This window comes from Enemella evansiae, assembly GCF_004362375.1.
In the GTDB taxonomy this organism is placed as follows: Bacteria; Actinomycetota; Actinomycetes; order Propionibacteriales; family Propionibacteriaceae; genus Enemella; species Enemella evansiae.
This window is the reverse complement of record NZ_SNXA01000008.1, coordinates 215,231-228,105: the sequence shown is the minus strand read 5'-3', so window position 1 is coordinate 228,105 and position 12,875 is coordinate 215,231. Positions and strand designations below refer to the sequence as shown.

Sequence of the window (12,875 nt, the reverse complement as noted above, 5' to 3'; positions counted from 1 at the left end):
TGGAGCGTCAGCGACGCAGGCCGAGGCGCTTGATCATCGCACGGTAGTGCTCGACGTCCTGCTTGGCGACGTAGTTCAGCAGCCGGCGGCGCTGGCCGACCATCAACATCAGGCCACGACGGGAGTGGTGGTCGCCCTTGTGCTCCTTGAGGTGCTCGGTGAGGTGCGAGATGCGCTTGGTGAGCAGCGCGATCTGCACATCCGGAGAGCCGGTGTCGCCGGGCTTCGTCGCGTATTCTTCGATGATCTTCTGCTTGGTGTCGGCGTCCATGACGCTCTCCTTCCGGTTTCCCGTTGCGCGGCGCCCCGGCGTCGGTGGTGCTGGGGCTCTTGGTGATCCGCGGCCGTCGTGACGGCAACCGCGCAAGAGTATCAGCGGGTGGCAGGATGGCCCAAAACGTGGAACCTGCAACACCTGCATGGAGGCGATGGTGGAGACCCTGGCCCTGGACATCGGCGGCACGAAGATCGCCCTGGCCATCATCGACGAGAGCGGTGACATCCGCCGTGAAGTGCTCCGCCCGACGGTGCCCGGTGGCGCCGCGGAGGAGCTCTTCGCCCAGATCGCCGACGGGCTCGGCGAACTGGTCGACGGCTGGGGTGCCACCGATGAGGTGCTGGTCGGGATCGGGTCGGCCGGGCCGATCAACGAACCGAAGGGCACCATCTCCCCGATCAACATTCCCGGCTGGCGCGATTTCCCGGTCGCCGATCGGGTACGCCAGGTGGTCACCGACCTGCTCGACCGGCCGGTGCGGGTCGGGCTGGCCGGTGACGGGCACTGCATCGCGCTCGGGGAGCACTGGCTGGGTGCGGCCCGGGACGTCGACTCGATGGTCGGCATGATCGTCTCCACCGGGGTCGGTGGCGGTGCGGTGCTGGACGGCCGGTTGTTCCGCGGTGACACCGGTAACGCGGTGCACGTCGGGCACACCTCGGTGAACTTCCTCGGCGCCCAGTGCGACTGCGGTTCGCGCGGCTGCGTGGAGATGTACGCCCGGGGGCCGGCGATGGTCGCCTATGCCCGCCAGCTCGGCTGGACCGGTGGCGATGACGCCCGCAAGCTGGCGATGGATGCGGCCGAGGGCGATGAGGCGGCCGAGGCGGCGATCGATCGCGGGATGCGGGCGTTGGCGGCCGGAATCGCTGCCCTGTCGGCGGAACTCGATGTCCGGGTCTTCGTCATCGGTGGCGGGGTGTCCAAGGCCGGTGAGGTGATCTTCGATCCGCTGCGGGCCCACCTGGCCGACTTCACCGGCACCCTGTTCGTGCCCGAGATCGATCTGCGCCGCGCCGAGCTGGAGAACGCCGGCCTGCTCGGTGCCGCCGCCGTCGGCCTCGCCCTGCGCGGCCTCGGCCCGCTGCGCGGCTGAAACTCACTTCCCCGCCGTGGGAGCATGGAAGGGTTCGTGAATCAGGAGAGGACCATGGCAGAGCTCAAGGACCGGCTGCGCGCCGACATGACGACCGCGATGAAGGCCCGCGACAAGGACACCACCAAGGTGCTGCGTGCGGTGCTGACGGCGATCCAGACCGAGGAGGTCGCCGGTGATGAGGCCCATGAGCTGGATGCCGACGCGGAGTTGAAGATCGTCACCAAGCAGGTCCGGCAGCGCCGTGATTCCGCCGCCGAATACACCAAGGGCGGCCGGCAGGACCTGGCCGATGTCGAGCTCGCCGAGGCCGAGATCCTGCAGGTCTATCTGCCCGCCCCGCTGACCGACGACGAGCTCGCCGCCCTGGTCGATGCGGAGGTCGCCGCCGCCGGCCCCGAGGTGTCGATGAAGCAGATGGGCCAGATCATCAAGGCCGTCAACGCCAGGGCCGCCGGCCGCGCCGATGGCGGCAAGATCGCCGGATTGGTGAAATCCCGCCTCCAGTCCTGAACATGTCAGGGGTTATGCACCCTTGCAACCCCCGAGGACTATGAGGTCTCCCCGACGAGTTCGGAGCACAGCCGCAGCGCCACATCGGGGGTGTTGGTGATCACCGCGTCGACCCCGAGCCCGAGCGCCCAGCGCAGATGCGCCGGGTCGTCGATCGTCCACGGATTGATTCGTACCCCGGCCGCGTGCGCCAACTCGACCGCGCCGTTGACCTGCAGATAGCTGTACGCCGGATGGATCGCGACCGCGCCGAAGTCGCGGGCGTACTCCCAGGGCAGATACATGATCTCGTCGAACAGCAGCGCCACCGGCAGCTGCGGGGCGATCTGCTGCAGCGTCTTCAGCGTCAGGTGGTTGAACGAGGAGATCAGCACCCGCTCCCCCATCCCCGAGGCGGCCACCAGCTCCGCGAGCTTGGGTTCGATCCCGGGCTGGAAGTTCAGGTTGGTCTTCAGCTCGACGTTGACCACCATCCGAGTGGGCCGGACCAGCTCGAAGACCTCGGCGAGCGTCGGGATCCGGACCTCGGCGTAGCCTTCCTTGCCATTGCTGAAATCCAACCCACGCAGCGATTCCAGCGACATCGCCGACACCGCGCCGGAGCCGTCACTGGTCCGGTCGACGGTTTCGTCGTGGATCACCACCAGCTCCCCGTCGGCACTGAGATGGACATCGAGCTCGATCCCGTCGGCACCCTGCTCCGCGGCGAGCCGGAAGGCTTCCAGGGTGTTCTCCGGGGCGTACGCCGAGGCGCCGCGATGGGCCCATACGTCGGTCATGGGCCCAACCTAACTCAGAGCATCAGCGCCCCGCGCACCTCGTCCCGGGCACCCGCACCGCCCCGGCCCTGTCGGGTGATCCGCCCGGATTCCAGCACCGCGTACCGCGCGGCGTGATCGAGCCCGAAGCCGACCTGCTGCTCCACCAGCAGCACCGCCACCTGCTGCTCGGTGACCAGCCGCAGCACGGTGCGTTCGATCTCGGCGACCACCGAGGGCTGGATGCCCTCGGTGGGTTCGTCGAGCAGCAGCACCCGCGGCCGGCGCAGCAGCGCCCGGGCGATCGCCAACTGCTGCCGCTGGCCGCCGGACAGCAGGCCGGCCGGCCGGTTCCGCAGTTCGGCCAGTGCCGGGAAGAGTTCCAGCACCTCCGCGATCCGCTTCCGTCCGCCGGTCACCGAGTCGGCGACCACGCGCAGGTTCTCCTCGGCGCTGAGGTCCCCGAAGGACTGCTGGCCCTGGGGCACGAAGCCGAGGCCGCGGCGTACCCGCTGATGGGTGGGCAGCGCGGTGATGTCCTCGCCGTCCAGCAGGATCCGGCCCCTGGTCGGTTTGAGCAGCCCGAGCACGGCGCGCAGCAGGGTGGTCTTGCCGGCACCGTTGTGGCCGAGGACCGTGGTGATGCCGTCGGTCGCGGTGCGCAGGCTGACCCCGTGCACGACGGTGGTGCGGTCGTAGCCGACCGAGACGTCGTCGAGTTCAAGCATCTGCTGCTCCTTCTGCTGCGGGATGGCCGAGATAGACCTCGATCACCTGGGGATCGGCCTGCACCTCGGCGACACTGCCCTCGGCCAGCACCCGGCCGCGGTGCAGCACGGTGACCGAATCGGCGAAGCTGCGCAGGAATTCCATGTCGTGCTCGACGACGATGACGGTGCGCAGGTCGCCGATCCGTTGCAGCAGTTCACCGGTCTGCTGGCGTTCCTCGGCCGTCATCCCGGCGACGGGTTCGTCGAGCAGCAGCAGCCGGGAATCCTGCACCAGCAGCATTCCGATCTCCAACCACTGCTTCTGCCCATGCGCGAGCACACCGGCGGGCCGGTCCCGGTGTGCACCGAGCCCGATCGCCTCCAGCGTCTGTTCGATCCGCTCCGGAACGCCTCGCCGGGCCCGCAGCATGGTCAGCGGACCGCGGCCGGCGCCGGCGGCCAGGTCGAGGTTCTGCAGCACGCTCAGCTCGGCGATCACGCTGGCCGTCTGGAAGGTTCGCCCGATCCCCGAGCGGGCGATCCGATGGGCCGGGCGGCCGATCAGGTCGACCCCTCCGAAGCGGGCCGATCCGGTGGCGGGTACCAATCCGGTCAGTGCGTCGACGAGCGTGGTCTTGCCGGCCCCGTTGGGTCCGATCAGGAACCGCAGGTCACCCTGGGTGACGGTCAGGTCCACCGAGTCGACGGCGACGAAACCACCGAAGCTGACCGTCAGCTCGCGGACCTCCAGATAGTCGTGTCGGACATCGACCGGTGCGATGACCTTCGCCAGTTCGCTCATGCCTTGATCCTTTCCTCGGTCCGTTCCGGTTCGCCTCGCTCGGCTCGTTCGGGTACGCCGACCGCGGACCCGGTCGCGGGCGGGTCCGCGGCCGGTTGGGCGCGGCGGCCGATGAGCCGGCGTACCGAACCCAGCAGCTGGGCCAGCCCACCGGGCAGGAATCCCAGCACCAGAATGAAAAGCGCGCCCTGGAGATAGGTCCACGCACCCGGCAGGCTCTCCGACAGCGCGGTCCCGGCCCAGGAGACCCCGATCGAACCGAGCACCGGCCCGAGCAGGGTCGCGCGGCCGCCGATCGCCACCCCGGCCAGGAACAGGATCGAGGGCACCACCCCGACGTCGGAGGGCGAGATGATGCCGACGACCGGTACGAACAGCGCCCCGCCGATCGCGGCGAACACCGCCGCGATGACGAACGCGACCGTCTTCACCAGCGCCGGGTTGTAACCGAGGAAGCGGACCCGGTTCTCCTGGTCCCGGACCGCGACCAGCAACTCGCCGAAGCGGGAGCGGCGCAGCTGCCAGACGATGACGACCATCACCAGCAGCACCACCGCGCAGATCTGGTAGAGCATCCGCTTGTTCACCGGATCGTTGAGGTCGAAGCCGAAGAAGCCGACGAATCCGTTCAACCCGTTGGTGCCGCCGGTGGTCTGCTGCTGCCCGATCAGCAGGATCGCGAAGGCCGCGGCGAGCGCCTGGGAGAGGATCGCGAAGTATGCCCCGCGCACGGCGCGGCGGAACACCAGATAACCGATCACCGCGGCGAGCAGCGCCGGTAGCACGATGATCGCTGCCAGGGTGAGCACCGGTGAGCGGAACGGCTCCCACCAGAGCGGCAGTTCACCGGTGCCGTAGAGCAGCATGAAGTCCGGCACCCCGCCCGGGCCGGCATCGGCGAGCTTGAGGTGCATCGCCATCAGGTAGCCGCCGAGGCCGAAGAAGACCCCCTGGCCCATCACCAGCATGCCGCCCTGCCCCCAGGCCAGCCCGATCCCGACCGCGACCATCGCCACGCACAGGTAGCGGGCCAGCAGCACCAGCCGGAAGTCGCTCAATGCCAACGGGGCAACGACGAACAGCAGCAGCGCGGCGACCACCAGGCCGGCCGCGAGCCGGGCGTACGGATGGCTCCAGAAACGTTGCCAGCTCATGCCAGGCTCCTTGTCCGGACCTGCACCAGGCCCTGCGGGCGGAACTGCAGGAAGGCGACGATCAGCAGCAACACGGCGACCTCGGCCAACGAGGCGCCGAGGCTGAGCTCGACGAAGGCTTGGATGATGCCGAGCCCGAGGGCCGCGGCGACCGCGCCCTTGAGCCGGCCCAGGCCCCCGACGACGACCACCAGGAACGCATCAACGATGTAGTTCTGGCCCAGGGTGGGGCCGATCGACCCGAGCAGGGTGAGCGCCACCCCGGCGACCCCGGCGATGCCGGAGCCGATGAAGAAGGTGAGCTGATCGGTACGCACCGCCGAGAGCCCGGAAACCTCTGCCAGGTCACGGTTCTGGGTGACCGCCCGGATCCGCCGACCGAAGGAGGTCCGGGACAGCACCAGCATCAGTGCCACCACACAGGCGATCGCCAACACGATGATGAACAACCGCGCCTTCGGGAAGGCGTAGGGGCCGATCATCAACGGACCGGCCAGCCACCCCGGTGCCGCGACGTCGACGTTCGGGGCGCCGAAGATGTCGCGGGCCACCTGCTGCAGCACCAGCGAGACCCCGAAGGTGACCAGCAGGGTGTCCAGGGGGCGCTGGTGCATCCGCCGGATCAGGGTGACCTCGAGCAGCAGCCCGAGCAGGCCGCCGACGCCGAAGCCCAGCAGCAGCGCGACGGGCAACGAGATGCCGGGTGGCAGGAACCACTGCACCACGAAGGCGGTGTAGGCACCGGCCATCATGAACTCACCGTGCGCCATGTTGATCACCCCCATCTGCCCGAAGGTGAGGGACAGACCGAGCGCGGCGAGCAGCAGCACCGACCCGATGCTCACCCCGGCGAAGAGCTGGGAGACGATGATGTCCATCGCATCTCCTTCCTGGATTGGATTCCGTCGCGCGATCAGCTGAGGCTCGCACCCCACGGATAGGTCTTCAGGAACGGATCCGGGTCGATCGGCTGCTTGGAGTCCCAGACGGTGTCGATCAGGCCCTGGTCGTTGATCCGGCCGATCCGCGCGGTCTTGGTGATGTGGTGGTTCTCACCGTTGACGGTGACCTTGCCTTCCGGGGCGTCGAAGGTCACTCCCCCGGCCGCGGCCTGTACGGCCGGCACGTCGAAGGAGCCGGCCTTCTCGACCATCCCCTTCCACAGATGGAGGGAGGTGTACGCCGCCTCCATCGGGTCCGAGGTGACCCGGTTCGCACCGTACTTCTTCTTGAACGCGGCAACGAACTTCTCGTTCTCCGGTGACTGGACGGTCTGGTAGTAGTCCCAGGCGGTGAGCTGCCCGCGTAGATTGTCGACGCCGATGCCGCCGACCTCCTCCTCGGCGATCGACACCGACATCACCGGCATCGCCTCGGCGGTGAGGCCGGCGTTGCGGTACTCCTTGAAGAAGGCGACGTTGGAGTCACCGTTCAGCGTGTTGAAGACCGCGTCCGCATCGGCGCTGCGCACCTTGCCGACGATGGTGGAGAAGTCGGTGTGCCCGAGCGGGGCGTACTCCTCGCCCTTGATCTCCATGCCGTACTGCTTGGCGTAGGCCTTGATGATCTTGTTGGCGGTCCGCGGGAAGACGTAGTCGGAGCCGACCAGATAGATCGACTTCTTGCCCTGCTCCCGCAGGTAGTCCAGGGCCGGGATGATCTGCTGGTTGGTGGTCGCGCCGGTGTAGAAGATGTTCTTCGACGCCTCCAAACCCTCGTACTGCACGGGGTAGAACAGCAGCGAATTGTTGCGTTCGAAGACCGGCAGCATCGCCTTGCGGGAGGCCGAGGTCCAACCACCGAAGACGGCGGCGGTGCAGTCGGCGGTGATCAGCTTCTGTGCCTTCTCCGCGAACTTCGTCGGCTCCGAGGCGCCGTCCTCGGTGACCACCTGGAGCTTCTTGCCGAGTACGCCGCCGGCGGCGTTGATCTCCTCGGCGGCCAGGTTCAGCGAGTCGTTGACCGTCTTCTCCGAGATCGCCATCGTGCCGGACAGCGAGTTCAGGAAGCCGACCTTGATCTCGCTGCCGCTGGTGTCCACGCAGGACTTCGCGGCGGCCTGCGGGGCGGCACCGGCCTGGTTCACCTTGGCTCCCCCGCAGGCCGTCATGGTGAGCGTCACCGCGATGGAGGCGACGGTGAGCAGCCCGAGGCCGCGACGCTTGCTGGTCGTCATAGCTGTTGTTTCCCTTCGTACCGGGCGAATGCCGCGGTCCCTGCGCGGCGACTACGAAGCTATGGCTGCTGTGTTTCGCGGGTTGTCCGCCGGGTTTCACCGGTGTGAAAGGAAAGCCCGTCAGGTGACGCCCCCGTTACGGTCACCTCTCACTGCCCCCACGTTCATCGAATAACAGCCCATGCGCAGCGAAGCGAAGCAATGGGCTGCGTGTCGAGATGAACCGAGTAACCCAGGAGCTCCTCTCGACACGGTCGCTGCGCGACCTACTCGAGGAACGTGTGGGGGTCGCAGAGCGACCTACTCGAGGAACGTGTGGGGGTCGCTGCGCGACCTACTCGAGGAACGGAGGGATCACCATTGGCCGCGGTATCCGCGGGGCCCGAAGCCCCAACGCTGCCGGAGGTCGTCGGCGACAGTGTCCAGCACGCTTCGGGCGGCCTCGGTCGAGTCGGCCAGCACGCGTACCACCAGTCCGGGCCCCTCCACCAGCGACGCCCCCGCCACCGGCGTACCGTCCGCGGGCAGCGGCAGCGAATCGACCAGCTCGCCGTCGATCCGCCGGTCGAGGACCAGCAGGCTGCCCAGGTGCGTACCCGGCAGCATCAGGTCACCGAACGGCAGCGGGTCGAGCACCAGGTTGTCCAGCGTCAGCAACCGATCGGCTCGCCATACCTCGGTGCACAGCTGCAGTTGTCGCCATCCGAACTCACCGCCGTCGGCGGCCCACCCCGGGGTGACGATCTCGGCGAGCAGCAGCGTCGCGTCCCGGTGGTGTTCGACGCGGGTGTGCTGTCGGTACCGCGCCCCGGCATAGGCGATCACCGGCTCGGCACGCCAATCCAGGAAGGAGTTCTCGGCCAGCCGCACCTCGGTGTGCTGGGTGGTGGTCGCCTCCGTATCGCTGCGATAGATCTTGGTGGCCGACTGGCCGACCAGGGCCGCCCCGCTGCCCGCACCGACCTCGACGCGGATCCGGTAGTCATCACCAGCCAGATAACCGCCACCGGGATTGACCACGGTCCAGGTCGGCCAGCGCGCCCCGGGCCCGCGGTGCGGCCGCAGCAGCCGCAACGCCCCGGAGTGCGCAAGGTTCTCGGTGACCGACCGCTCCCCTCCCCCGAGCCGGAGCCACAGGGTGCCGGTGCTCACCGGAGGTCGACCAGCAGCACGTCGTTGCGGATCCAGTCGAGCACCGCATCCAGCCCCTCATCGGTGCGCAGATTGGTGAGGCAGAACGGCCGTTCCCCGCGGAACCGCCTGGAGTCCTCGGTCATCACGGCCAGGTCGGCACCGACGTGCGGAGCCAGGTCGATCTTGTTGATCACGAACAGATCGGAGCGGATCATCCCCTGGCCGGCCTTGCGCGGGATCTTCTCCCCCTGGGCGACGTCGATGACATAGATCGAGGCGTCGACCAGTTCCGGGCTGAAGGTGGCGGAGAGATTGTCACCGCCGGATTCGACGAAGATCATGTCCAGGTCCGGGTGCCGCTGGGTGAGTTCGGCGATGGCGTCCTCGTTCATCGAGGTGTCCTCGCGGATCGCGGTGTGCGGGCAGCCGCCGGTCTCCACCCCGATGATCCGGTCGGTCGGCAGGATTCCGTTGCGGGCCAGGATTCGGGCGTCCTCGACGGTGTAGATGTCGTTGGTCACCGCCGCCATCGAGAACTTCCCCGCCAGCGCGCGGGTCACCCGTTCGACGAGCTGGGTCTTGCCGGCCCCGACCGGTCCGCCGACACCGATCCGCACCGGCCCGCGTCGGTCGGTGGAGTCGCTGGTCCTGGTCTGCGTGCTGGTCATGGATGCTCCTCGCGGTGGTGATGGGTCAGGACATGAACATCCGGCTGTGCAGCCGGCGGTGCCGTATCTGGTCGAGCTCGAGCAACGGCACCAGGGCACCGAGCTCGTCGGGGTCCGCGGCCGCGGCGTACTCGATCGCCTCCTCCAGTGGCCGGTGCAGTCCGGCGAGCACCCGCTGCCCGGCGTCCTGGCCAAGCGGGACGGCGCGGACGGCGTTCTGCACCAGGCTGGAGACCGTGCCCAGCAACGAGAACCGGGCGACCTGCTCCCACGGTGCGCCGAGATCGAGCCCGCAGCAGGCGAGGGCGAGTGCCGGGTGCCCGGTCAGTTCCCCGACCTCGACACCGACGGTGTATGCCCGGGAGTGCGGTCCGGCGAAGCAGTCGTTCGCGATCCGCAGCACCCGGCGGCCGATGGTCATGGTGGCCCGGCGTACCGCCTCCGGCGCGATAGCCGCGTGCAGCCGCCGATCCAACCAGGCCAGCTGTTCCGGGTCGGCGGCCAGCAGCCGGATCGCCAGCGCGTCGGTGCGGGCCAGGCCGGGCAGGAGTTCCCGGCGTACCCAGTCCAGCGTGGCGTCGGCACCGGCCACCCGCCCGTCGACGATCGCGGTCTCCAGGCCGAAGGAGTGGCTGAACGCACCGGTCGGTGCCGCGGAGTCGGCGAGTTGCTGCAGCGGCAGCCACCAGCCCTCAGTGGGTGTGCTCGGCATGGCGGAAAGGGACGGTGAGGACCCGTTCGGTGCGCTCGTGCGGGATGCCGTGGGCGGCCAGGTGCTGCACGACGGTGTGATCGTCGGGCACGATCATCTCGGCGACTCCCTCGGGGCCGCGCGTCTCGAACTGGGCCGGCAGATGGCGATTGCCCAGGGTGTGGGCGACCTGCCCCATGTCCAGCATCGTGCGGGGACGGATGACGATCACCGGGGAGGCCTCGGAGCTGATCACGATCACCCGTGTGTCGTCGGCGTGCAGCACGTCCCCGTCGCTCAGCACCGTCCCGCGCGGCAGCCGCAACCCGACCACCGTGCCATGGTCGGTGACGACCCGTTGCACCGCCCGGGTGCGGTCGGTCGCGGGCAACCGGACACGTTCCAGGTGCCGGTCGGCCAGCTCCAGCTCGGCCAGGGTGGCGGTGATCTCCTCAACCAGCATGGGGATTCCTTTCTCAGAACAAGAAATAGCGCTGCGTCATCGCCAACTGCTCGGCGGGTTCGCAGGTGACCAGTTCGCCATCGACGCGCACCTGGTAGGTCTGCGGGTCGACCTCGATCCGGCCCGTGTTGCCGTTGTGCACCAGGTCGGACTTGGTCAGGGTGCGGGTGTTCCCCACCGGCACCACCGGCATCCGCAGGCCGAGCCGCTCCCCGACCCCATCCTCGAACGCCGCTCGGGAGACGAACCGCAGGGACCCCTCGTGCACCGCCTGCCCGAGCGCGCCGAACTGGGGCCGGATCGTCTGCGGCTGCGGGGTGGGAATGGACGCGTTCGGGTCGCCCATCACCGCGGCGGCGATCTGACCGCCCTTGAGCACCAGGTGCGGTTTCACACCGAAGAAGGCCGGTTCCCACAACACCAGGTCGGCGAGCTTGCCGACCTCGACCGATCCGACCTGGTCGGCGATGCCCATCGTGATGGCCGGGTTGATGGTGTATTTCGCGACATAGCGGCGAATCCGCTCGTTGTCGGCGTACGCCTCATCGCCCGCCAGCGGGCCACGTGCCTTCTTCATCTGGTCGGCGACCTGCCAGGTGCGCAACACCACCTCGCCGACCCGGCCCATCGCTTGGGAGTCGGAGGAAACCATCGAGAAGATGCCCAGGTCGTGCAGCACGTCCTCGGCGGCGATGGTCTCCGGGCGGATCCGGGAGTCGGCGAAGGCCACATCCTCGGGAATGTCGGGGTTGAGGTGGTGGCAGACCATCAGCATGTCGAGATGTTCCTCGATGGTGTTGACGGTGTAGGGCAGGGTCGGATTGGTCGAGGAGGGCAGCACGTGCTGGAGTCCGGCGAGCCGGATGATGTCGGGCGCGTGCCCGCCACCGGCGCCCTCGGTGTGGTAGGTGTGGATCACCCGGCCGGCGATCGCGGCGATGGTGTCCTCGACGAAGCCGTTCTCGTTCAGGGTGTCGGTGTGGATCGCCACCTGCACGTCGAATGCGTCGGCCGCCCGGAGCGCGGTGTCGATGCTGGTATGCGTGGCACCCCAGTCCTCGTGGATCTTCAGCCCCATCGCGCCGGCGCGCAGCTGCTCGGCCAACGGTTCGACCCGATCGGCGTGTCCCTTGCCGAGGAAACCGATGTTCATCGGCAGGTCGTCGACGGCCTGCAGCATCCGGGACAGGTGCCAGGGTCCGGGTGTGACGGTGGTGGCATTGCTGCCCTCGGCCGGGCCGGTCCCGCCGCCGATCATCGTGGTCACCCCGGAGGCGAGCGCGGTGAACACCTGATCGGTGGAGATGAAGTGGATGTGTGCGTCGACACCGCCGGCGGTGAGGATCCGGTTCTCCCCGGCGATGATCTCGGTGGCGGCACCGATGACGATGTCCACACCGTCGGTGATGTCGGGATTGCCGGCCCGACCGATCGCGTCGATGCGACCGTCGCGCAGGGCTACGTCGGCCTTGTAGATCCCTGTGTGGTCGAGGATCAGGGCGTTGGTGATGACGGTGTCGGGTACGCCGTCGGCCCGGGTGAGCCGACCGTTCATGCCCATGCCTTCACGGATCACCTTGCCACCGCCGAAGACGACCTCTTCCCCCGGCGCGGTGAGATCGTGTTCGACCCGGGCGAACAGATCGGTGTCGGCCAGGCGCACCGAGTCTCCGGTGGTCGGCCCGTAGAGCGCCGCGTGCTCGGCGCGGCTCAACCGGCGGCTCATCGCTGCGCTCCCCGGGTGCCGGCGAGCGCGACCAGCCGTACGCTGCGGGCGTCACCGGGTTCGAAGCGGGCCGCGGTGCCGGCGGGGATGTCCAGCCGGAATCCCTGCGCCGCTTGACGATCCAGCTCAAGGGCCCGGTTGACGTCGGCGAAGTGGTAGTGCGAGCCGACCTGGATCGGCCGATCGCCGGTGTTGGTCACCCAGAGCTCGGCGGTCTCCCGATTGGGGTTGATCTCGATCTCACCGTCGCCGAGGATCAGTTCTCCTGGGATCATCGCGTCACCGGATCGGGTCGTGCACGGTGACCAGCTTCGTGCCGTCGGGGAAGGTGGCCTCGATCTGCACCGAGTGGATCATCTCGGGTACGCCGGCCATCACGTCATCGCGGGTGAGCAGGGTGGCACCCCAGGACATCAGCTCGGTCACCGACCGACCGTCGCGGGCGCCCTCGAGCAGTTCGGCGCTCAGGTAGGCGATCGCCTCCGGGTGGTTGAGCAGCAGGCCGCGATCGCGGCGCCGCCGGGCGAGGTCGCCGGCCACCACGATCATCAGCTTTTCCTGCTCCCGTGGGGTGAGCAGCATCCTGCGCCTCCTGCCTCCGGGTGGGCTCACCCGGTGTGGCAGGAAGCCTTGCAGCGCTCTGTTTCAGCCGCGGGTCGGCAATGTTGCACCCAGATCACAGCGCGACCCGCCGGGCCGGTTGCCGT

General features: G+C 68.6%; 16 protein-coding genes. 2 read left to right on the top strand and 14 right to left on the bottom strand.

Annotated elements, in window-relative coordinates; translation table 11 throughout:
* Positions 1–7 precede the first annotated feature (7 nt).
* Entirely contained in the window at positions 8–271 is a 264-nt protein-coding gene (gene rpsO / locus C8D81_RS01695; protein ID WP_133625454.1) for a 30S ribosomal protein S15, read from the bottom strand.
* Positions 272–428: 157 nt separating this feature from the next.
* Here rpsO and C8D81_RS01690 point away from each other — a divergent pair, with 157 nt between their 5' ends.
* Both C8D81_RS01690 and C8D81_RS01685 read left to right on the top strand, forming a co-directional pair.
* Positions 429–1,373, top strand: a complete 945-nt coding sequence (locus C8D81_RS01690) for an ROK family protein (protein WP_229120147.1) — start codon at positions 429–431, stop codon at positions 1,371–1,373.
* A gap of 54 nt (positions 1,374–1,427) precedes the next feature.
* Positions 1,428–1,886, top strand: coding sequence for a GatB/YqeY domain-containing protein (locus tag C8D81_RS01685; RefSeq protein WP_094360576.1), 459 nt, complete (start codon positions 1,428–1,430; stop codon positions 1,884–1,886).
* A 38-nt stretch (positions 1,887–1,924) separates the two neighbouring features.
* Here the strand turns inward: C8D81_RS01685 and C8D81_RS01680 are convergent, their stop codons facing one another.
* The 13 genes from C8D81_RS01680 to C8D81_RS01620 form a co-directional block, all read right to left on the bottom strand.
* Positions 1,925–2,665, bottom strand: coding sequence for a glycerophosphodiester phosphodiesterase (locus C8D81_RS01680; protein WP_133625453.1), 741 nt, complete (start codon positions 2,663–2,665; stop codon positions 1,925–1,927).
* Positions 2,666–2,679: 14 nt separating this feature from the next.
* Positions 2,680–3,372, bottom strand: a complete 693-nt coding sequence (locus C8D81_RS01675) for an ATP-binding cassette domain-containing protein (RefSeq protein ID WP_133625452.1) — start codon at positions 3,370–3,372, stop codon at positions 2,680–2,682.
* Entirely contained in the window at positions 3,365–4,156 is a 792-nt protein-coding gene (gene urtD / locus C8D81_RS01670) for an urea ABC transporter ATP-binding protein UrtD (RefSeq protein WP_133625451.1), read from the bottom strand. Before urtD ends, C8D81_RS01675 begins: the two co-directional genes overlap by 8 nt.
* Positions 4,153–5,310, bottom strand: coding sequence for an urea ABC transporter permease subunit UrtC (urtC, locus tag C8D81_RS01665; protein WP_133625450.1), 1,158 nt, complete (start codon positions 5,308–5,310; stop codon positions 4,153–4,155). The genes urtD and urtC overlap by 4 nt, the downstream gene beginning before the upstream one ends.
* Positions 5,307–6,188, bottom strand: coding sequence for an urea ABC transporter permease subunit UrtB (urtB, locus tag C8D81_RS01660; protein ID WP_133625449.1), 882 nt, complete (start codon positions 6,186–6,188; stop codon positions 5,307–5,309). Before urtB ends, urtC begins: the two co-directional genes overlap by 4 nt.
* Before the next feature lie 35 nt (positions 6,189–6,223).
* Positions 6,224–7,486, bottom strand: coding sequence for an urea ABC transporter substrate-binding protein (gene urtA / locus C8D81_RS01655; RefSeq protein WP_133625448.1), 1,263 nt, complete (start codon positions 7,484–7,486; stop codon positions 6,224–6,226).
* Between the two features lie 354 nt (positions 7,487–7,840).
* Complete coding sequence (locus tag C8D81_RS01650; RefSeq protein ID WP_166646630.1) at positions 7,841–8,638, bottom strand: urease accessory protein UreD; 798 nt, start codon at positions 8,636–8,638, stop codon at positions 7,841–7,843.
* The gene (gene ureG / locus C8D81_RS01645) at positions 8,635–9,288 is read right to left on the bottom strand and encodes an urease accessory protein UreG (protein ID WP_133625446.1); all 654 of its coding nucleotides are present in this window, start codon (positions 9,286–9,288) and stop codon (positions 8,635–8,637) included. Before ureG ends, C8D81_RS01650 begins: the two co-directional genes overlap by 4 nt.
* A gap of 25 nt (positions 9,289–9,313) precedes the next feature.
* On the bottom strand, positions 9,314–10,000 hold the full coding sequence (locus C8D81_RS01640; RefSeq protein WP_133625445.1) for an urease accessory protein UreF: 687 nt from the start codon (positions 9,998–10,000) through the stop codon (positions 9,314–9,316).
* Positions 9,981–10,442: an urease accessory protein UreE gene (locus C8D81_RS01635; RefSeq protein WP_094424767.1), complete on the bottom strand. Its 462-nt coding sequence runs from the start codon at positions 10,440–10,442 to the stop codon at positions 9,981–9,983. The genes C8D81_RS01640 and C8D81_RS01635 overlap by 20 nt, the downstream gene beginning before the upstream one ends.
* A gap of 13 nt (positions 10,443–10,455) precedes the next feature.
* Positions 10,456–12,168, bottom strand: a complete 1,713-nt coding sequence (ureC, locus tag C8D81_RS01630; RefSeq protein WP_133625444.1) for an urease subunit alpha — start codon at positions 12,166–12,168, stop codon at positions 10,456–10,458.
* Positions 12,165–12,443, bottom strand: a complete 279-nt coding sequence (locus C8D81_RS01625) for an urease subunit beta (protein WP_133625443.1) — start codon at positions 12,441–12,443, stop codon at positions 12,165–12,167. The genes ureC and C8D81_RS01625 overlap by 4 nt, the downstream gene beginning before the upstream one ends.
* A gap of 4 nt (positions 12,444–12,447) precedes the next feature.
* Positions 12,448–12,750 carry an urease subunit gamma gene (locus C8D81_RS01620; protein ID WP_094360552.1) on the bottom strand — a complete coding sequence of 101 codons (303 nt, stop codon included), beginning with the start codon at positions 12,748–12,750 and terminating at the stop codon, positions 12,448–12,450.
* Positions 12,751–12,875: the final 125 nt, after the last annotated feature.